This is a genomic window from Shewanella oncorhynchi, from assembly GCF_030848765.1.
Classification (GTDB): domain Bacteria; phylum Pseudomonadota; class Gammaproteobacteria; order Enterobacterales; family Shewanellaceae; genus Shewanella; species Shewanella oncorhynchi.
In genome coordinates, this window is sequence record NZ_CP132914.1 from 4,762,855 (window position 1) to 4,784,389 (window position 21,535).

Consider the following 21,535-nt stretch of genomic DNA (forward strand, 5'->3'; position numbering starts at 1 on the left):
GATGAAAGATGTGGCCTTAGTGTTGGAAGGTGGTGGCCTCAGGGCCATTTATACCGCAGGTGTATTAGACGCGTTTTTACAGCAGTCACTTCACTTCAACTATGTAATTGGGGTATCTGCAGGTGCCATTTATCCCGCGTCCTATGTATCCCGCCAATTTGGTCGCAATCTCCACATTCAGCAGCAATATCTCAATGACAAACGCTATATGGGCATCCGCCATTGGCTGGCAACGGGTAATTATGTCAATACAGACTTTACCTACCGTCGCATGGCTTATGAGTTGCTGCCATTTGATTTTGATACATTTTTAAATAGTAATACCGAATTCAAGGTCGGCGCCTTTAACTGCAATACAGGAAACACCGATTACTTTGGGATGGCCGATTTTAATGAACATGATAAATTGCTCGACGTGCTCATTGCCTCCTCTAGCCTGCCTTTTATGTCTAAACCCAGCGTGATTAACCAACACCATTACCTCGATGGCGGCATCGGCGAACCGATACCGTTAGCGCAATCACGCAAAGATGGTTATGCACGCCAAGTGGTGATCTTGACTCAAGATCAGCATTACCAAAAATCCGCGATGAAAATGAATTGGTTAGCCCGCAAAACCTATAAACGCTACCCCGCAGTTGCCCATGCGTTAAGTGAGCGCCACCGAGTTTATAATCAAGCATTAACCGAGTTAGACCAAGCCGTTGCAGCGAATAACGCCTTTGTGATCCGTCCAGCACTGCCACTTAATTTATCCAGGCTCGATCGCAATATCGATAAGGTGACCGCCGTCTATCAACAAGGGCTAGCGGATGGAAAAGCAGTCTTACCCACATTAACCGCTTGGTTAACGGCACCAAAACTGCCTAAATCTGAGGTGTAATCGAACGCAGCACTTGGCTAATAATCAACTCTCGCAGCCATTTATGGCTCAAGTCGTGTTCGAAGTGTTTGTGCCACATCAATAAATACGCACCGGGGATCAGCTTGATGGGTGATGGTAAAGACTGAAGCTCAAAAGACTTCATCACAGCCAAGGCATAGCGCGAAGGTGCGCAGAGGATTAAATCGCTCTGTTCACACAGGGTGAGAGCACTCTGAAAGTCGGTCATATTCACGGCAATATCCCGTTTACGGCCCTCGAGTTGCAACACATCATCCAGCAACCAATGCTCTAAACCGCCAAAGGCCACTTGCAGATGGCGATAACTCAAGAAGGTATCTAAATTCCATTCTTGTGTTAACGCCGGATGATCACGACGCATCAAACACACGGGATAATCCTGCACTAACTCAACATGGCATAAGTCATCGGGAATATTATTCACATGCATGGGTGAACGCTCGTCCCACTCGCGACAACCTATGGCTAAGTCGATGTCGCAATGCAGTAATCTGTCCATGGTATCGAGTCGCCACGTTTGGCAATTGAGACTCACACCGGGAGCTTGAGTGAGCAACATGGGCATAAAATGGGGAAAGGTCAGTGAATAGGTGGTTTCGACCAAATGCATTCTAAACTGTCGTTGGCTCAAAGCGGGTTCGAAGGTGTCCGGCCGAGTAAATTGCGCCAATTGCTGTAAGCATTGGCGCAACTCAGGCGCAAGTGACAAAGCCTTGGGTGTCGGTTTTAGGCCGTAGGCGGTACGTTCAAATAAAGGATCATCAAACACTTCCCTCAGACGTGTGAGCTGTTTACTCACCGCCGACTGGCTCAAATGCAACCGCGCAGCAGCGGCGGTCACGCTTTGCTCCTCAAGTAGAATTTCGAGTACGGGCAGTAAATTCAGATCCAAACGTTTTAGCATCTATGCCTCATTCACCCCAAAATAATGACTAGGGTTGCACTTTTTTAAATGGATTTAACCTTAAATTCTGCGGCAACTTCATCAATAACAGTGACAATAAAATCACCGCGATTCCCATCCATTGGCGCATATCTAAAGTTTCCCCCACAATCATGACCCCTAATGATACGGCAATCACAGGGTTGACTAAAGCGACCATACCCATGATTTCTGGCCCTAAGTTTCGCATCGACCACAGCCAAGCCCAATAGGCAACGGCGGTGTTGGCAATCACTAACCATATCAGTGAAGGTACAAGCGTCATACTCGGTAGCTGCGGTGGCCCTGCCATAAACCAAGCCAGTGGGATCAACATCAAACCGCCTAATAATAGCTGCCACGCGGTCAGCACTAAAAAGTCACCCACATCCCACTTTTGCATCCAGCGAGAAGAAAAGGCAATTAACGTCGTAGCGCTCAACATGCACAACACGCCGATAGGATCGAGATCCGCCGAAGGGTTAAGCAGTAAAATCACCCCACCAAGACCCATTAAGCCTAATAATAACCACTTCATTCCTGGGCGTTTTTTATCAATGAGCCAAGCCAGTATTAAGAAGATGAGCGGCAGAGTGGCCCCTAAGGTTCCCGCCACCGCGCCCGGCAAACGATACGCGCCGATAAATAGCAAGGCGAAGAAGGCACCAATATTACAAAAAGCCAGCAAACCAAGCTTTGACCAAACCAAAGTTGGCAAACGAGGACGCAGCATCAGCATTAATATCCCCGCAGGCAAGGCACGCCACACGGCTACCCAGTAGGGCGACATGTCATGTAAGTAGAGACTCACTAACGCATAGGTAGTCCCCCAAAATACAGGAGCGAGTAACGCAATAATAAAGGGCATAATGACTTCTTAAAAAGTATCTTGATATTGAGATATGTTACTTTGAGATAATAAAACAGGCAAGCCTTGAGATAACAATTCCACCTATTACAACCTCTATTGCATGAACTTAGCCAAATCCACCCACAACAGACACTGCGCTTGGGCACCGTTTGCCGTATAATCGGCAGTCATTTTCTACAGGCGGGCCAGTATGTTCCATATCGCACTCTATGAGCCAGAAATCGCACCTAACACAGGTAATATCATTCGCCTTTGCGCAAACAATGGCTGCCAGCTGCATTTGATTGAGCCATTAGGTTTTGATCTAGAAGAGAAAAAGCTACGCCGCGCGGGTTTGGACTATGCCGACTTAACCAATGTGACTCGCCATAAAGACTTCGATGCTTTCCTCGAAGCCATGGCAGGCAAGCGCATTATGGCCTGCACCACTAAGGGGAGTCGCCCGCATACAGAGCTGAGTTTTGCCAAAGACGATGTGCTGCTATTCGGCCCAGAAACCCGAGGTTTACCGATGGCGATTATCGAATCCATCCCCACTGAGCAGAGACTACGCATCCCCATGGCGGCCACCAGCCGTAGCTTGAATCTGTCTAATGCGGTGGCAATTATCAGCTATGAAGCGTGGCGTCAGCTTGGGTTTGAAGGCGCGGTTTAATGCGTAGTGATGCTTAAGTGGATTAGTCTGGACTTAACCTGTCAATATTCAAATCACGATGCAATCAGATCCGACAGGTTAATTTAACTCCATTCGCCCCTAAAGCAAGACAGTTGAGCTACGCGCATTACGCATTAATTGTCCTTGCTTCCCCAGTGACGCGCCATAAATATATCCCTATAGACTCGACGGCGGCATATATCCATCCATGCCGCCAGCGATCACTGGTGCAACAATGCCAATCCTCACTAACCCTTCTGCTGTTCGTTTAGCTAAAAAGCTATTGCCCAATTTAGCGGTATCAGCCAAGTACTGATTCGTAGTCAGCTGTAGGCCAAATGTTGCTAATGCTTCATACCTAGCTGTTTTTCGATTTAAATATTCTACCCCCCCCTTCCAGTATCAGCACAATAACGGCAAGCCAAATACCTATATAGGTAGGCCATTCACCTGGGTTGATGGTTTCACCAAGCATTATTGCAACGACCAATAATAGTAAAGGTTCGACATAGATAAGCAGCCCGAAAAGACTTAGATTTAGGTATGGTGCAGATAAGGATTGTAACCCGAGCGCTAATGCACTAATTGCACCTAAGCCAATGACTAACCATAGTGGTGAGCTGCTATGACTTAATAAGCTTTCAATCACATAGCCACCACTAAAGATAAAGTAGATACTCACTGGCACACTGAGCATCATATCAAACCATACTCCACCAATGTTATTCGTACCAGTTTTATGTCTTAACCAGAAATAGATTGGGTATCCTAGGCAAATGGCAAGTGTTGGCCAAGCTAATGTTTGGGAAATGGCGAGTTGATTTAACACACCTAGCAATGCAAACAGGCAAGCTATCAATTGCATTCGTGACATTTTGTCTTTAAATGCAAATTGGCCAACGACCACCATAGTGATGGGCATAATAAAATAGCCAAGTGACACCGCTAAGCCATATCCATTGCTGGGAGCCCACATGAATAACCAAAGCTGAATGCCGATTAAAAAGCTTGATGCTATTCGAGTTAACCAAAAGTGCTTTTCACGGATTATTCGCTGATAAATAACGATGACTTGCGACCAGTACCCCTGCACGCCGATAAAAACCGTTAAAAGTGGAAGCGTAAATAGTATGCGCCAACCATAAATTTCCTCACCACTGAGAGCGTCCAATAGGGCGGTATAAGCAAACATCAACGCAAAAAGTGCTGATGCGGCCACATTCAAACTTACGCCGAGCAAGGTATTGGAGATTGGTTTCATGACATCCATAACGCAAAAAGTAATTTAGCTGTATTTTATTGTGTTACCTTTGAAATAAGCTCTCTAAGTTGATGCTATTTCCGATAAAATTTCTCACTTGGATGTCAATATGTCACTCGATAAATACGACCATGCTCTTCTCGCGTTACTCCAACTGAACTGCCAAACCCCTCTACGGGAGTTGGCGGAAGCCGTTCATTTATCTACGGCATCGGTTCAGCGTCGTATTCAAAAGCTGAAAGACAGCGGTTACATTCAATCTACGACCGCCATTTTAGATCCCGATAAGCTAAATAAAGTCATCACCATTTTTGTTGAAGTTCAGGTTGAAAAAACCGATATGAATACGCTTCGGCAGTTAAAAAAAGACTTTTCTGGTCCAGAAGTTCAGCAATGTTACTACGTGACAGGGGATGCCGACTTTATGTTGGTGCTGCTAATTCCTCATATGCAACGATTCCAAGAGATATGTGATCAAATGTTCCACAATAATGCTAACGTAAAATGGTTCAAAACAATTGTGGTGCTGGATAGAGTTAAAGTGACTTTGGATGTGCTGTAATATCGTAGATATATAGCATTTTCTGTTAGTTACCAGTCGCGAAGTTAATTTTAGCCCACTTGTGACAGCATTAATTGCTCCTGTAAGTTAGCCTAGGATCTGGGTTGCCCCTCTGCCACAATCCCTGCTCTAAGCAATTGATCACGAGTTTTTCACCCGACTTTAGTCATTCGAAATCTACAGATGAAAGCAAGGAATCTATCACGTATATGTCCCGAAGTGAGTTGTGTGGTGTCAAGTGGAGATTGTACGATTAAGTCGTACTACATAATCAAAACTGCCAGTTCGTGTATGAGTTAGTACACTTATTGAGATGGCGCGACTGGCGTCATCTCTATCCCGCGAAAAAGCTGATAGCGATCAACATCATCATCTAAATATTGAATATTCTGCGTCCATTGCCATGCGTTAGCTTGAGCACCCGCCCCCTTTACCTCAAACAGTAATTGAATTAACGCAGACCGGGCAGTCACCACGCCCTCACCCAGCAAAGAATAATCGCCATTTTGACGATATAAGCTAAAGACTTGCTGCTTCTCTTGGGACACGCCATCGTAATAGGTCAACAACACTTGCTCGCCCTGCTCCCTAAACCACCAGGTTTCACTATAGGGCGCACGCGTGCCAACACTCACAGACAATAACAGCTGCCGCATATCATGGGAGCAAAATCCGGTGACTGTGACTTTTCGTGGCACTTCCCCCACTTTGGCGGCATCGCCCACCCATTGACCGGTAAACTGAGGGCAAAACTCACTAAAACTTACCTTAGCCGCATGCGCAGCCAGAGGAATAGCAGCACTCAGTGCAATTGTCACTCCCAATAACAGTCTTAATCGGTTGATTTTATTCTGCATCTACCTAGTCCTCAGCCGAAATATCACCCTAGATTAGCCTGTAATTCTGTCATCAACAAATCACAATTAGCCGACAACCATTCACAGATGCTTACACAAAGCGTCCCGCTATGGGTTATCACTCAGTTTGCTTTCATGCTCGGTTTCTATACTCTCGAATCTGCACCACAAATAAAATCATTATAACTATATGTATGATAAGGAGACTCACAGTGAAGAAGACAGGAATCTTATTGCTCTGTCTGTTGATGCCATTCGGCTCAGCATTTGCGGAGCAGGGTAAACCGCTCTCGGTGGAATTGCTCTGGCAACTTAAGCGTATTGGTAGCCCAGTTGTATCACCCTCTGGTGAGCATATTATTGCGCCAGTCACAGAATATGATCTGAAGGAAGATAAAGGTTCGACCCAGTTATGGCGTTTTGATGGCGAAGGGAAAAATAATCGCGCTATTACACTCAAAGGGTTAAAGGTAAGTGAACCCGTGTTTTCGCCCGACGGTAAAACCTTAGCCTTTGTGAGTGAGCGAAATGAAGACGACGCAGGCCAAATCTACCTATTGCCTATGGACGGTCCGGGTGAAGCGCAACGCTTAACCGACATACCTACTGGCGTAAATGGTATTAAATGGGTTGGCAAGCATTTGTATTTCATCAGCAATGTATTCCCAAATCAAACATGGGACGAGATGAAAACCCAACTAAAAGCCGACGAAGACAATAAGGTCTCCGCTCGCCAGTGGAACGCTTTGCCCTACGCTCAGTTTGATCACTGGTTAGATGAACGTCGCCAAGCCCATATATTTAGGATCCCCGCTTCGGGCGGCGAAGTCGAATCCGTGACGCAAGCGCTCGGCCATGAGTTACCACGCTCGAGCCAAAGCAGTTCAAGTTACGATATTTCGCCTAATGAACGCTTAATTGCCTTCAGTACTTATGGCTCAGACAACCGTATCGACCCTAAACTGGATATTTTCCTTGCGACGATTGGCAGTGGTAAAGCAGAGAATATCACCCCAGAAAATCAAGCCGCAGATGCTGATCCCAGCTTTAGTCCCAATGGCAAAACGTTGGCTTTTACCCGTCAGAAAATCCCCGGTTTCTATGCCGATACTTCAAGGCTGATGTTACTGGATATCGATAGCCGTAAACTTAATACGCTAACACCAGAGTGGGATCGTTCGGTCAGCCAATTTAATTGGACCCCCGACAGTAAAGGCTTTTATGCCACCATCGAAGATGCCGCCACTAACCGCATTTATCATATCGATGCCAAAAACGGTAAAGTCAAAGCCATTACAGAGGCAACTGACTTTGGCCAACCCGCCATAGGCAAAGACGGTGAACTGATTGCCACCAACGAGAGCTTTTTGCACCCAGCGCGCTTGGTCAGCATTAATCCCCGCAATGGTAAGACGGTACGCCTAGAGAATTTTAATGACGATATTCTCAAAGATGTTGATTTAGGCACTTACGAATCAGTGACCTACAAGGGATATCAAGATCAAGATATTCAAATGTGGGTTCACTATCCCCCCGGATTTGATCGCAGTAAAAAATATCCCCTCTTTATGCTGGTTCACGGCGGGCCACATAACGCCATTACCGACGGTTTCCATTACCGTTGGAACGCACAAACCTTCGCCTCTTGGGGATATGTCACTGCTTGGCCAAACTTCCATGGTTCTAGCGGCTTCGGACAAGCGTTTGCCGATGCGATTAACCCAGATTGGAAGAATAAATCCCTCGAAGATGTGCTCAAGGCGGCCGACTGGTTTAAACAGCAAAGCTGGATAGACAGCGACCGCATGGTGGCGGGTGGCGCAAGTTACGGCGGTTATCTGACCTCAATTATTTTAGGTCAACCACATCCCTTTAAAGCCTTGTTGATCCACGCTGCGGTTTACGACATGTATTCACAAATGGCGTCGGATTTTGCCGTGCACAGCACCCGATTTGGCAACTACTGGGATAATCCTGAGCTGTATAAAGCTATTTCTCCGCATTACTTTGCGGCTAACTTTAACACTCCGACCTTAGTCAGCCACGGTCAGCTCGACTACCGGGTACCTGTGGGACAAGGATTTGAACTGTTCCGCACCCTGCAAACTCGCAATGTGGAATCACGGATGATTTACTTCCCCGATGAAAATCATTGGGTTATGAAACCCAATAACTCTATCTATTGGTATAACCAAGTGAAAGATTGGATGACCCATTATGCTAAGCCAGGTGGACAATAAACGCAGCACCTAGAACCTAGAACAGAAAAGCAAAAGGTCTGCACTATGCAGACCTTTTCTTTATCGAATCAAGCCTCGCAATGATGGCTTATTGGCCAAATCCCGTGGCTTTAATATCGACGGTTTGCACTTTGCCGTACTTAGCAGCAATCGGTGCAATCTTAGCCGCATTGCCAATCAGCACAAATTGCAGATCTTTTTGCGGGAAGTAAGTTTTCACTAACCTTTGGGTTTCTTCTAAGGTCAAACCATCCACCTTAGCTTGGAACTCATTGATAAACTTATCATCGAAACCGTACAAATACATGCCAGATAAGAGCCCTGCCAGCTGACCTGAGGTTTCAAACTGAGGCGGGAACTGACCCTTAACATAGGCTTTAGCCGAATCTAAAGTCGCTTGATCTACACCTTTCTCCCATAAACGTGCATAGGTTTTTAAGGCTAGATCCATCGCTTCTTGAGTGGTTTCCGTCTTAGTGAAAGTGCTGATAGTAAACACACCCGAGTCGGTATAAGGACTAAAACCTGAGCGCGCGCCATAGGTTAGACCCGCGTTCACCCGCAGCTCGTCGTTAAGCCAAGAGGTGAAACGACCACCTAGAATAGTGTTCACTACCGTTAAACCTACATAGTCTGGATTGTCACGACTAATGCCTAAACCCCCGATCACAAAAGTAGTTTCGATTGCATCGGGTTTATCCACCAACAAGACTTTGGCCTCGGTCAACTGAGGCAAACCTTGGTTTAAATCAGGCTGCACCAGCTTTTCGCTGCCCTGCCACTGACCAAAGGCATGCGTCAGCTTGGCTTTCATCGACGCCACATCAAAGTCACCCACGACAGTTATCGCGGTATTGGAAGGTTGATAGTAACTCTTATGGAAGGCGCGTAGCTGTGACACTGTCACTTGCTCCAGTGAATCACGGTTACCCGAAGCCGCATTGCCATAAGGATGTGCACCAAATACGAGCTTATCAAAGTAGCGACCAATCACAGCCCGCGGGCTTTCTTTATCCTGCTGCAGCCCAGCAATCGCACGTTGCTTGAGTTTATCGAACTCGGCGGCATCAAAGTCAGGCGTTAACATCGCCGCGCTAAATAAGCCCAGCATCAAGTCAATGTCCTTCGCCATAAAGTCAGCACTCAGATAACTGCCTTCCTTATCTGCTTCGGCCACTAAGCTTGCACCGAGAAAATCCACTTGCTGCTCGATATCTGCCTTAGATTTCCCCGCCGCACCTAACAGCAAGCCTTCTGCTGTCATTTGTGCCACGCCTGCGGTGGTGTCATTCACAGCACCGGCGCGTACCACGGCATTTAAGGTAATTAACGGCACTTCGCGCTGCGGCATTAAGTACACAGTTAAGCCGTTATCTAACACAAACTTATCGTAACTTGGCATCGTAAAGCTGCCAGTATCGACCCGCTTTGGTGCCGATGTCGCCGCGCAGCCCGCTAAGACTAAGCTTGTGCCTAAAGCCAATGCTGCCATTAACTTAGACGGTTTCCCAAGTGATGCCATCTTAAGTGATTTCACTGCTGTCGATTTCATAGGGAAGACTCCTCAGTTGCCGCCAGCACAGCCACAGTGCGATTTGATTTACGTAAGTAGGTTTGGGCAACTCGTTGAATATCCGCAGGCGTCACCTTGTTATAGGCTTCAGGTGCATTAAATAACTTGTCGTAACTGCCAAAATACATCTCATAGGTGCCTATGGTATTAGCCTTACCATTAATGGTTTCCATCGAGCGATAAAAATCCATCAACTTAATATTTTTAACTTTATCCAATTCTTGCTGGGTAATACCTTGGGCCGCAATCGCATCGATTTGCTCAATCAACGCATGCTCCAGCGTCGAGGCTTTCACCTCAGGTGTAGCAACACCCATCACATAGAAGAGGTTAGGATCGACCGACATCGGCATGTAGGTTTGCGCTTCTAAGGCCACTTGTTTATCAACCAATGATTGATATAAACGCGAGCTATTACCTTGGCTTAGAATCGAGCTTAATAAATCCAGCGCATAAAAATCCGCATGAGTTGCCGCCGGAATATGGTACGCCAACATCACATTAGGTGTACTGACCGATGCCTTTTGCACAAAGGTGCGACGCTCACCCTTTTGCTCAGGTTCGACAGTGCGAATAGCTTTAGGCGGAGTCTGTGCCGGAATAGGCGCAAAGTACTTGTCTGCCAAGGCTTTTACTTGGGCAAGCTTTACATCACCGGCAATCACGACCACGGCATTGTTCGGCGCGTAATAGGTTTTATGGTACTGGACTAAATCTTCCAGCGACCAAGCGGCGATATCCGACTCGTGACCGATCACCGACCAAGAATAAGGGTGGGCTAAAAATGCCACGCCTTTGATTTCGCCTTCGAGGGCATTCCAGTTAGAGTTTTCTAAGCCAGTGGAACGCTCCGACTGCACTACGCCACGTTCGCTATCGACCATGGCTTGGTTGATATCTAAGTTAGCGATGCGGTCAGCCTCGAGATCGAACATAGTTTCGAGCGCATTGGCGGGGAACCAATCTGTATAAACCGTCATGTCTTCAGTGGTATACGCATTGTTCGCGCCACCTGCTGCTTCCATAGTACGGTCGAACATTTTTGGGCCGTACTTTTTCGAACCGTTGAACATCATGTGTTCGAAAAAGTGCGAAATACCAGTAATGCCGGGCACTTCGTTACGTGAACCGACCTTCCAAAATAAATACATGTTGGCATTGGGAATAGAGGCATCTTCTAGCACCATGATTTTCATGCCGTTATCTAGCGTGAAACTCTTAATGTCTTCTGCCGTGGTGGCCTGTGCTTGGCTTAGGGGGTTCAAAAGTCCCATGGCCAAAACCAGAGCCGATAGCGTGCACTTCATCTTGTTCGCTCCTTGCTGTAAATATCCACATATAGAGGTAAATTGTTTAACAAATCAAGCGCAGGAAGCTTATCCCGCGCCGATTTTTTGTAAGCTCAAGTTATACCGCAGCGCTTACGGAATAATACGTTAGCCACTTATTGGGCTTTGAGTGCCGTTAACGCCACTTTGGTCATGGCCTCAACGCCCACTTTTAGCGCGCTTTCATCCACATAAAATGCCGGCGAATGATTGCTGGCCGCCGTTTCAGGGTCCGTTCCCTTTGGCGTCACCCCGAGGAAGAAAAACATCCCCGGCGTTTCTAAGGCATAGTAAGCAAAGTCTTCGGCACCTGTGATTAACCCGGGTTCAATCAGCATCTTATCGCCCACCACGCTCGCAAGCACGGGCCGCATACTGGCGACTAATTCGGGATTGTTAACCACCACAGGATAACCTTGGTGGATCTCTGTGGTCGCAGTCGCACCAAGCGTTTTTGCCGATAACTCGGCCATTTGCGCTAAACGCAGTTTAATATCGGCGCGCATGGGTTGGTCGAAGGTACGAATCGTACCAATCAGCTCGACTTCATCGGGAATAATGTTAGAGCGAATGCCACCATTGACCGCACCAAAACTCACCACAGCCGGCGCTTTAGTGATATCCACCTGACGGCTGACGATCGTTTGCACGTTAGTGATAATTTGCGCCGCAGCGACGATAGGATCAACCCCATTCCAAGGTCGTGAACCGTGGGTTTGGCTGCCTTTCACTTTGATGGTAAAAGAGTCTTCACTCGCCATTGCTGGGCCACTGCGCAGGCCAATCATGCCACTCGGCATACTCGAGGTGACATGCATACCAAATACTTGCTCGGGTTTGCGCTGAGCAAACAGCCCTTCTTTGAGCATCAATTCCGCGCCGCCCTCTTCACCCTCTGGCGCACCTTCTTCAGCGGGTTGGAAGATAAACATCACATCCCCCGCTAGGCTGTCTTTCACTTTAACCAAGTTTTCGGCCACGCCCATTAACATAGCCACATGAGTATCGTGGCCACAGGCATGCATCACACCCACTTTTTGATCGCGATAAGTGTCGGTCACCTTAGAGGCAAAAGGCACATCGACCACTTCAGTCACAGGCAGTGCATCCATATCTGCTCGAATCGCAATCAGCGGACCAGGCTTGCCACCTTTCAGCTTTCCGCCTTTCAAAATGGCCACCACGCCCGTATGCGCCACACCCGTTTGTACCTCTAACCCTAAGGATTTCAGATGTTTTTCAATAATCTTGCTGGTACGAAACTCACGGTTAGACAACTCAGGGTGTTGATGCAAATCACGGCGCCAGTCGATCACCTTTTGCTCCACACCCGCCGCCAACTTAGCCGCATCAGGCATAGCACTGGCCGCCGCTTGCGCCGAACTCAAACCCGCGCCCATAAAGCTCAAGGCTAAGGCTGAAGCGAGTAAGGTCTTAGAAAAATGGGATTTATTTACTAGGGGCTTAAATTCAAATGATGTTGATGCAGCAAGTGATACTGAGGGTAAAGTCATAGCGATAGCCTATTGTTGTTTTTATAAGCTACCTAAACTACACGGACAAGGAGGAATTGTTAATAGATTTAGTGATAAAGGTAAAAGAGACTGTGCTTCATTAGAGGCTGTCTTTAACCGTCATTCCCGCAATACTTGTGGGCTGGAATCCAGCTTTTAGATAAATCAACCTGAAAAAAGATAGGGATGGCGGATCTCAGTTAAAGAAACTCAAGGCAACGGAAAAGCTGTCCCAATGCTTGGCATCGTTAGCTTTAGTCACAAAACAACAAATTCACGATTTTCTTTAAAACCACATGGCCATCGGCCTTGGCTATACAACTCAGCCACCTCACTCCATACGCCCTTTTGTCTGAGAGCGGCCTCTCTCGCTGCCATTTTGAAGGCAAAGAGTGCGCCGCCTCTAAAGCTCTCAGTAAAATCATGAGGACCATACACAAGCAAAGGATGTGACCGGCCAATTTTTCTCAGAGATCTGAGCGCCGATTTATACACAAGCATCTCCGCGTCTTTTGTTTCTTCCAATTTTTTCGGACCATTCAAAGGATCCTCTTGATCTCTGCTTGTAGGCAGCCACTCCCATCCATATGTAGAACCCAATACGCCTTCAATCGGACTTGCAGCCGAGAGCCAGTCAATAAATTCAACTTGTTTGGCTAGATATTCAGGTGTCATAGGAAGTTAACTCCGTGTTAAAGGAGTTTCAAACTGAAGCAGCAGTTTGAACTTCCAGTGAGTAAAGCGAAGGATTTTAAACGCTTTGTTACGTTTTGGCTCCTTAGCTTGGTTTACCAGCCAAAGTCTAGCCACCCATTTTAAATCAACAACATAATGCACTTTCGGTTTCTCTACCACCTGTACTGGCTAAAATTACTTGAACAAGAGCCATCATATGTGGATGTCTGGCTAAAATGCTTAGCTAAAATTGCCTTTCTGAGTAACACAGTATTGCACGGGTATAACGGTAGTAAAATTTAGTCAGCAACTCACAGAAAATTAAGCTCTTCATCTTGAAGGGATAAAGCACTATCAATGGAGGCTAATAACACACCATAGGTGTAACCGCAGTTGCCCACAAAAATCACTTGATTACCATTGAGTACCATCACCTCTACCCCATGATCGGTTTCCCAGTTGCAGGCGTAATGATAACGAATTGCCCGAGTCTCCATTGTGCTGGTGTCATCCAATATAATGTACAACGGCTGGGTATTTGCGGCTATTTCATTGATGGTATTTAAAGAAATCTCTAAGTCACCGCAATAATCTTCAAAGTACTTATGCATTTTGAGCATAGCATTTAGAATTTGATGCTTCGTTTCTGGTGTCATCAGAGAAACGTCTTCGAGCATTTTTATGCGTAACTTATCGTTGCCCTGAAGCTCACCTTCAATAATCAGTTCACTAGGTTTGTTGAATAATGGATCGTACATTTTTGTTATCCTTAATCCTCAATTAATTCATCTGGATATAGCGCGATTTGCGCCAAGGATTGTGCAAAAAATTGGCTTAGATCTGGGCTAATAAAGTCCATCATATCGGGGTCATGGGTGTATGCTATCACTTGTCCCATTTGGCCTAATGCCGAGGGCGAATGATCTGCAATCAAGAGTAATGTACCGCCCCCAAATTGTGCAAAGGGCAACCAACCTTCTTGATACCACCCCGATTGGATTTTGGGATCCCGCACTTCTGGCTCGTGATAATTAGCGTAGTGCTGGGCCCGTTTTTTCATTCGGTCACGATATGTAAGAGATGAGGCTAATGACAAAAAATCATACCGGCAAAAGTAATCTTTCCGGGCAAAGACTGTGCTCCACTCATTGCCGCCATTGGCATATCCCCAAAGATCCCTTAGCGGGGAAACTAGTTTAAAACCTAATTGTTTTTCGGCTTCATCTAAGACTAAGTTTGATAAGCCATGATTCAGTTCTAATGTTTGATTCATGTTGGCGTAAATAGCACTCAATGCTTGTAGATACGTCTTAACATCCATTGTATTTATTCCTTCATCTTGACACTTGGCCGCAGTATTAATCCATTTTCTTTATACCGCGAACATATACACTTGGCGAACTTAGTTAATCGAATTAACCACATAAATTCTATTTTCATATTGCTACGACAGATTCTGTCGCAGCCTTCTATTACTTACTAAGCCGCTATTCCAGTCATACCTTATTAACTAGATATACAGCCTAATTTTCAGCGTCAAGTGACCCTTACTCAGTTTGAGCCCTCGTTCGCCACACAAAATATCGGTGAATGAATTAGTCGAGCGTCTTGCAAACCACACGCAGAATACGAGTAAACGTTCGGTGCAACATCCACTACTCGATGATATAGACCAAGCACTAGCGGCAATGTGAGTGTCGTCGCGAGGAACACCATAGAACTCAGTTAATACAATCAGATAGGCGTGCTAAACAAACAACGCCCCCCACGATGCCCTAGTGATTATCGGGCTAACGGCTAACCCTAATCTTGAGTCAGAGCTTGAGGTATTAGTAATAGCCACTGGCATTGCAACAAAAACCATAGAAAATCAGGTATCTATAGCGTCACAAATTGATGATAAGTACATTTAAGCGACAACAGCATTAACTCGACTGATAAATTCCTTTATGCATCTCTTTATGCAAGAAGACTACGTCCTTATCAATAATTTCGAGTCGCCAGCCATAGTGATGCGCGATCCACTCAAAAGTCGCTTCGGCGTAAAAATTGATGTGGGTGGGATCGTTTTTATAGTGCCAGCGGGCAAATGCGGTTTTATCCTGCACACGCTTGGTCATGACCGCCAAAATGCCGTTGGGTTTTAATAACCTATCGAGCTGAGTAAGCAAACCTGCGGCACCACTCACGTGTTCAATGACTTCGGTCAAGGTAATAAAGTCGTATTGGCGGGCTAATGTTTCGGGATTATTGGCGTAATAAAGGTCGTAATTATCTATCTGATAACCGCGCGCCTTTGCCATTAGACTCAATGCCTTACCTTCTCCACAGCCAAAATCGAGCCCTTGGGCCGAAATGCTAACACGGCTAAGTAGTGGCTCGAGTGTGCGATTTAAAAATGTTTGATAGCCGAGATCATCGGCATGATTCTCGTGCTTATCGTACTCGGCTTTTTCTGCCTCGGCCGAAAGATAAAACTCAGAAGGCACGCTCACCAGTTGGCAGGTTTGGCATTGCAGGTAACTGCGCTTCCTATCTTGATGATAAGCGAGTAATTCAACGCCATGACATAAGGGGCAGATATTCAACAACAATTCCTAGGGATAGTAAGGTGCATAGTAATGTGCATAGTAATGAGAATAGTCGTAATGCCCACAAATAATGCTAGCACTGACCAGCTGAAATCGACTATGTCGATGGCCTGATTAAGGTTTAGGGATTTTACGCTCTTTTGCGGCGGCTTCTTTTGCTTCCCGTAAATATTTTTGCTCGCGACTTTCTCTTTCGTCGAACTGTTTTTGTGCCTTAAGTTTTTGCTGCGCTTCCCAATCGTTGGTTTGGGATTGTTGCTTAATGTTATCTTCCCGCTCTGTCGTCTCTTTAGTGGCTTGACGGGCCTTTTCTAATTGAGCCTGTTCTAATCGCTGTGAGTCGATGCGTGCCTTATCGGCTTTTTGCTCTAGGGTCAATCTAGGCTTTGGCGCCTCGGCGGCATTTGTTAACGCGAGATGAAAACTAAAGATGAGGACTAGCGATATTAATATTTTAGAGATTAACACTTTAAATAAATACGCCATTTCCTGTCTCCTTTATTCGATAATTGAATGAATCAATGATAAAAGCCAATTCACGCAAGATGTGCAAAACATAGCATAAAATCTGCCTAAGCTTGAAATATGCAGCAGGTGTTCTTAAAAAATATGCTTGAATACAAGTCTTAAACTACACTTTTTAAGTTTCTATTTGAGTGAAACAACAATTAGGTTTATTTTTAACCCCATTGGAATGATGTACTATTGGGCAACTTCGTGTTCAACGAAGACCTAAAAATGGGATGTGACTATTTTGCGTCACAAGGGAGTATCCTGAATGATCAGATGGCAACACTTACTTAAGAAACTCAGTACAGATGATCCTGTACTGCAAGAAAAGCTGTCTCTCTGGCAAGCACATCCCCATAAAACCCCCTTAGCCTTAATTCAAGGCTTTAGCTTTATTAGTGCCAACCAAGCCACCCTCAGTTATTTTGAGACTGAATACGATGCTTTTGTGAATGCGACTCCCTATGATTTTTCTCCGAGGATCCAATCTTCAGGCCGCAATAGTGTTGAATTTGCGCGGGAAATGATCCTCGAAGCCATTGCTGGCAATAATGTTGAATTCAACTGGCTGCACATGAGCCAACAAGGCAATGAACTGCCGACTCGAATTAATCTCTATCGCTGTTATCTGCAACAACAGCCCGTGGTACTCGTTGAATTACAAGCTCTTAATCGCCGCAATCAAATGCGCGAAACGATTTCTGATGGTTTTGCTCATATTCCCAAAGAGATTTTATCGACCACGCTCGAAGAAAGTGCCGAAGCTGTGTATATCACTGACACTGATAATCAAATTTTGGCTGTCAATAAAGCCATGTGCCGTATTTGCGGCTATAGCGCAGAGCAGCTCATCAGTAAAACCCCTGAATTTTTAGAGGTAAGAACCCATAATATGGGGGAAGAAACCGAATGCCAAATCGCCTTGAAACAAAGGGGATTTTGGCAGGGCGAAACGTGGAAAAGACGTTCAGATGGCAGTAACTTCCCTGCTTGGCAGAGCAGTCGTAAAATCGTCACTGAAGATGATGCTCATTATAATGTGAATATTTTCAGTGATATTAGTACGAAGAAACTATTAGAAACCCAGCTAACAACTCGGGCTATGTACGATACCTTGACTGGATTACCTAACCGGTTCCATCTCAAACAGATCCTCAATAGCGCCCTCGAAAAACTTAAAACTGATCCCCTCGCACTGGGCGCGTTGATGTTTTTAGATCTCAATGGTTTCAAGAATATCAATGACAGCTTCGGTCACTCCATGGGCGATAGAGTATTACAACTCGTCGCAGCCAGACTCGAAGCAGGTTGTATCGAAAAGGCCGACATAGCCCGTATGGGCGGAGATGAGTTTACCTTAGTGCTGCAAGACTGTAGCTGCAAAGATGAAATCCAACTGTTTGCAGAACAGATTCTCAGCTTATTTGAGAGCCCCTTTGAAATTGAAGGCCAAAAGTTCTTCCTCGGCACTAGCATAGGCATTGCGCTATTTCCTACCCACAGTAACCAAGCGGGACAGCTGATTAGTCTTGCCGATACTGCCATGTATTGCGCTAAAAAGAGCTTACCGCATCTCGTGTTTTACGATAAGGAAATGAGCCTAGCAGCCGAGTTAAAATTACAGTTAATCAATAACCTAAGGCATGCGCATAACCTAAAACAATTCACTCTCGCTTATCAAGCCATAGTCGATTTACACACAAATCAAACTATTGCTGCCGAAGCCCTGCTCCGCTGGCAGAAGTCACCGACAGAATATTATGAAGCTGCCGACTTTGTGCCATTGCTTGAGGAAACAGGATTAATTGTCAGCATTGGCCAATGGGTATTAGAACAGGCCTGTGTACAAGCGGCCCTCTGGCGAGCACATTATCAACCCGACTTTAGAATTTCAGTCAATGTGTCACCACTGCAATTGGAACACTTAGATTTTATCGACCAAGTGATAAATGCCTTAGAAATTGCGAAGTTACCCGCTGAAGCACTGATTTTAGAAATTACCGAATCGGCATTGTTACGACAACCGGAGCAAGCACGACTCACACTCAATCGTATCAAAGCGTTAGGTGTCAGCATAGCCATCGATGATTTTGGGACTGGGTTATCGTCACTCAGTCGCTTAGGGACTTTGCCAATAGACAGCGTCAAAATTGATGCCGAGTTTGCCTTGCGCTTAAACGAAGTCTCAGGACAAAAGCTCTGCAATGCTATAGTGCAACTCGCACAAGCACTCGACATTCACTTCGTCGCAGAAGGTATTGAAACTCAACAACAAAAAGACATAATGACTGACATGGGCCAAGGTTTCGCCCAAGGATTTCTATTTGGCTACCCGAGTTCAGTTGAAAACTTCACCCAAGCCTTTCTTGCGGAAAAACGCTTAGCCTAGAACAGATTTAGGACTGCCGATGTTCGCATCGGCTCGATAATCCGACTTGTGTACCAAATTAACGCTCTCAACGTTTGCAACGGAAAACGAAAGATTCCGCTAAGGTTTTATCGAAATATTATGATGGGTCGCGAACGAAGGGGAAAGATTTTCTTGCAGAAAACATACGATTAAAGCTCGATAGCCCTGCCAGCACGCCATTTACTAATAGTAATGAATGGAATCTACTCCCCTGCAAAGCCAATGATGGCCTGGCAAAGCGCTCTCATCATTATCAATAAAAAAAACCATATTTAAAGCTCAATAGCCCTGCCAGCACACCATTTACTAATAGTTATGAATGGAATAACTCCCCTGCAAAGCCAATGATGGCCTAGCAAAGCGCTCTCATCATTATCAATAAAAAAACCATATTTAAAGCTCGATAGCCCTGCCAGCACGCCATTTACTAATAGTAATGAATGGAATTACTCCCCTGCAAAGCAATTGGCTGGCAAAGCTATCTCATCATTTGCTGCGCAAATGAATCCCAGTTATTAAACCGTATTTCACATTAAGTTAGCGTGATCTGAATAAGATTTTGACTATTTTAATTCGTACGGAGTCTCAAAAACTCAATAACTTAAAAGCACTAATTCATACCTAAAACATCTAAGACTCAATAGCCTTAACCCTATCAACTATACCTTACCACTGGACTCATTTGAGTTCTGATAACGAGCCTGCACTGTACTCGGCATCGCCTTAATCCGCAGTTCCACCATAGCATCAAATGCCATCATTAACGGCTGAACATCAAGGGTAGGATCAAGGGCGCTTAACATATAAGCGCAAGCTTCTAAGGTCGATAAACTATCGCTACGACTCGATTTACGGATCCGATAGCGCGATTCATAACCTTCAGCCAAATGCACCGCAGGATACTGGGCTAACCAAGGATTCAGCTGCTGCATTTTGAATGCCTTACGCCAAGTGCCATCGAGCAACAGCAGTATACAATCAGGATTAATACTTTGCTGTTCAACACTTACACTTAACGCAGAGGGATAGACGAGATAAATAGGCTTATTACACGCCGCTAAATATTCCCGTAAACCGTTGAAATCAGACTCGCTTTCACCCACATAAACTTGCGTTTTAGGTACAGCAAGACTCAATACCCGCACACTATTCTTCTTATGTTCGACTTCACTCGGGTGCTGTAAAACCACCAACTGAGTCATTGGAGAGATAGGCTGAACACTCGCACATAAGCAAGCATTTTGCGGATAACGACAGATAGCACAATAGTGACGGGACAAGCTTTACCCTCGGTTTAGTGAGTTATTTTACGAGTATACCAAAGGATAAAAGGGTATTAGACACAATAAAAAATACCCACAGTTCGCGGTCAAACAAACTGTGGGTAAAGGGTGTACTCTGTAATTAATCAGTGCCGCGAACTAATGTTCGCCAACTAACTGCTCTTGGTGCCAGTGGTCGAATCGACTCAGCGCCATCATCAACAATAAACCGATAGAAAACACGCCCATGACGAGTGCCACTGCGTAAGGTGCAGTTAAATTCGTTTGCTGTATAAGTCCAGCTAAAACGGATGCACCACTCATCTGAATAAAACCTAGCATAGCCGCGGCAGTCCCCGCTCGCTCACCGAAAGCTGACAGCGCCATACTCGTCGCGGGGCCGAGTAAGAAGGCAAATCCCACACATAACAACATCATAGGTAACATGAAGTTAAAAGCTGCTGCCATCCCTGTATTTGGGCCAAACTGTTGGCCCGCCACTGTCGCCACTGAAGACAAAACGAGTAAAGACAGAGCCAAAATAACCGTTGGACGATTACCCAGTTTGCGAATAACGATCGGTGCCGCAAAACAGGCCACGATATTGAACACAGCATTGAGCCCGAATAAACCACTAAACGCCAGCTCAGAAACCCCTAAATGCCCAATCAACCACACAGGCGCATAAGACACATAACTCAAAATAGCCGCCATAGCCGACATACAAGCAAAGGCATAAAACAAAAAGTGGGTGTTACCGAGTACAGGTTTGAATCTGCCCCAACGGTAAAGTGGGCCAGTAGTAACAGTGTTGGCTGGACGAGTCTCAGGTAAGCGATAACCAACAACGAGCATCATCAACATGGCATATAACGTCATGAAAACGAAGGTTGAACGCCAGCCGAATTGCATCGCTAACAAGCCACCTAAGGTTGGTGCTAAAGCTGGGATCACGCAAATCGCGCCATTTAAGTAACTGTAAATTTTAGCGCCTTCTTTTTGTGAGTAGCAGTCGCGCACCGCACTAAACACCACGATAGAAGTTGAACAGGCGGCTAAACCTTGCAGCACACGAGCAATCTGTAACCAATGAAACTCGATGGCCGCGGCAGCGAGAAGACTACTTGCGCCGTAGAGTAAGACCCCGAAAATGGCCACAGGACGGCGGCCATAACGGTCGGCTAATGGCCCAATCAACACTTGGCCTAAGCCCATGGCGAATAAAAACAATACGAGTGTGGATTGCACATCACTGGCAGATACGGCGAATTCTGTCGCCATAGTTGGCATTGAAGGTAAATAAATATCGATGGCTAATGGGCTGAGCAGCACCATAGACATCAGGATAGGTAACAGATTGCGCCGCATAAATAATCTCAGTTGATCAGGGAAAGGTATTT

Annotated in this window: 19 protein-coding genes; 5 read left to right on the forward strand and 14 right to left on the reverse strand. The window is 45.7% G+C overall.

Translation table 11 applies throughout. From position 1 onward, the window contains the following. Window position 1 precedes the first annotated feature (1 nt). A complete protein-coding gene (locus RA178_RS20970; RefSeq protein ID WP_306683719.1) occupies window positions 2-883 on the forward strand; it encodes a patatin-like phospholipase family protein in 882 nt (293 codons plus the stop codon). On the opposite strand, the gene RA178_RS20975 is transcribed toward RA178_RS20970, so the two are convergent. Together RA178_RS20975 and RA178_RS20980 are read right to left on the reverse strand one after the other, a co-directional pair. Continuing rightward, window positions 867-1,808, reverse strand: coding sequence for a LysR family transcriptional regulator (locus tag RA178_RS20975; RefSeq protein WP_306683721.1), 942 nt, complete (start codon window positions 1,806-1,808; stop codon window positions 867-869). The two genes, RA178_RS20970 and RA178_RS20975, sit on opposite strands and share 17 nt — an antisense overlap. A gap of 28 nt (window positions 1,809-1,836) precedes the next feature. After that, window positions 1,837-2,694, reverse strand: a complete 858-nt coding sequence (locus RA178_RS20980) for a DMT family transporter (RefSeq protein WP_113940307.1) — start codon at window positions 2,692-2,694, stop codon at window positions 1,837-1,839. Between the two features lie 193 nt (window positions 2,695-2,887). Here RA178_RS20980 and trmL point away from each other — a divergent pair, with 193 nt between their 5' ends. After that, the gene (trmL, locus tag RA178_RS20985; protein WP_168827769.1) at window positions 2,888-3,352 is read left to right on the forward strand and encodes a tRNA (uridine(34)/cytosine(34)/5-carboxymethylaminomethyluridine(34)-2'-O)-methyltransferase TrmL; all 465 of its coding nucleotides are present in this window, start codon (window positions 2,888-2,890) and stop codon (window positions 3,350-3,352) included. A 358-nt stretch (window positions 3,353-3,710) separates the two neighbouring features. Here the strand turns inward: trmL and rarD are convergent, their stop codons facing one another. Continuing rightward, window positions 3,711-4,613 (reverse strand): EamA family transporter RarD, encoded by a 903-nt coding sequence (gene rarD, locus RA178_RS20990; RefSeq protein WP_306683725.1) that lies wholly within the window; start codon window positions 4,611-4,613, stop codon window positions 3,711-3,713. Between the two features lie 109 nt (window positions 4,614-4,722). Between rarD and RA178_RS20995 the strand changes: the two genes are divergently transcribed. Then, window positions 4,723-5,175, forward strand: coding sequence for an Lrp/AsnC family transcriptional regulator (locus RA178_RS20995; protein WP_306683727.1), 453 nt, complete (start codon window positions 4,723-4,725; stop codon window positions 5,173-5,175). A gap of 305 nt (window positions 5,176-5,480) precedes the next feature. Here the strand turns inward: RA178_RS20995 and RA178_RS21000 are convergent, their stop codons facing one another. Beyond that, complete coding sequence (locus RA178_RS21000) at window positions 5,481-6,032, reverse strand: hypothetical protein (RefSeq protein ID WP_306683729.1); 552 nt, start codon at window positions 6,030-6,032, stop codon at window positions 5,481-5,483. Window positions 6,033-6,244: 212 nt separating this feature from the next. Between RA178_RS21000 and RA178_RS21005 the strand changes: the two genes are divergently transcribed. Then, on the forward strand, window positions 6,245-8,272 hold the full coding sequence (locus tag RA178_RS21005) for a S9 family peptidase (protein WP_306683731.1): 2,028 nt from the start codon (window positions 6,245-6,247) through the stop codon (window positions 8,270-8,272). A gap of 88 nt (window positions 8,273-8,360) precedes the next feature. On the opposite strand, the gene RA178_RS21010 is transcribed toward RA178_RS21005, so the two are convergent. The 8 genes from RA178_RS21010 to RA178_RS21045 form a co-directional block, all read right to left on the reverse strand. Beyond that, window positions 8,361-9,824: a M16 family metallopeptidase gene (locus tag RA178_RS21010; RefSeq protein WP_306683732.1), complete on the reverse strand. Its 1,464-nt coding sequence runs from the start codon at window positions 9,822-9,824 to the stop codon at window positions 8,361-8,363. Continuing rightward, entirely contained in the window at window positions 9,821-11,152 is a 1,332-nt protein-coding gene (locus RA178_RS21015; protein ID WP_306683734.1) for a M16 family metallopeptidase, read from the reverse strand. The genes RA178_RS21010 and RA178_RS21015 overlap by 4 nt, the downstream gene beginning before the upstream one ends. Before the next feature lie 137 nt (window positions 11,153-11,289). After that, window positions 11,290-12,687 (reverse strand): amidohydrolase, encoded by a 1,398-nt coding sequence (locus tag RA178_RS21020; protein WP_306683736.1) that lies wholly within the window; start codon window positions 12,685-12,687, stop codon window positions 11,290-11,292. Window positions 12,688-12,945: 258 nt separating this feature from the next. Next, window positions 12,946-13,362, reverse strand: a complete 417-nt coding sequence (locus RA178_RS21025) for a hypothetical protein (RefSeq protein ID WP_219255522.1) — start codon at window positions 13,360-13,362, stop codon at window positions 12,946-12,948. Window positions 13,363-13,673: 311 nt separating this feature from the next. Further along, entirely contained in the window at window positions 13,674-14,120 is a 447-nt protein-coding gene (locus tag RA178_RS21030) for a DUF6985 domain-containing protein (protein WP_306683738.1), read from the reverse strand. 11 nt (window positions 14,121-14,131) lie between these two features. Beyond that, entirely contained in the window at window positions 14,132-14,683 is a 552-nt protein-coding gene (locus tag RA178_RS21035) for an SMI1/KNR4 family protein (RefSeq protein ID WP_306683740.1), read from the reverse strand. Window positions 14,684-15,287: 604 nt separating this feature from the next. Continuing rightward, window positions 15,288-15,950 carry a class I SAM-dependent methyltransferase gene (locus RA178_RS21040; RefSeq protein WP_263204306.1) on the reverse strand — a complete coding sequence of 221 codons (663 nt, stop codon included), beginning with the start codon at window positions 15,948-15,950 and terminating at the stop codon, window positions 15,288-15,290. Window positions 15,951-16,067: 117 nt separating this feature from the next. Further along, window positions 16,068-16,439, reverse strand: coding sequence for a hypothetical protein (locus RA178_RS21045; protein WP_219251854.1), 372 nt, complete (start codon window positions 16,437-16,439; stop codon window positions 16,068-16,070). A 292-nt stretch (window positions 16,440-16,731) separates the two neighbouring features. Here RA178_RS21045 and RA178_RS21050 point away from each other — a divergent pair, with 292 nt between their 5' ends. Then, complete coding sequence (locus RA178_RS21050) at window positions 16,732-18,852, forward strand: putative bifunctional diguanylate cyclase/phosphodiesterase (protein WP_306683744.1); 2,121 nt, start codon at window positions 16,732-16,734, stop codon at window positions 18,850-18,852. A gap of 680 nt (window positions 18,853-19,532) precedes the next feature. On the opposite strand, the gene RA178_RS21055 is transcribed toward RA178_RS21050, so the two are convergent. Next, window positions 19,533-20,153, reverse strand: coding sequence for a tRNA-uridine aminocarboxypropyltransferase (locus RA178_RS21055; protein ID WP_306683745.1), 621 nt, complete (start codon window positions 20,151-20,153; stop codon window positions 19,533-19,535). 141 nt (window positions 20,154-20,294) lie between these two features. Beyond that, a complete protein-coding gene (locus tag RA178_RS21060; protein ID WP_113940291.1) occupies window positions 20,295-21,503 on the reverse strand; it encodes a multidrug effflux MFS transporter in 1,209 nt (402 codons plus the stop codon). Between the last annotated feature and the right edge of the window lie 32 nt (window positions 21,504-21,535).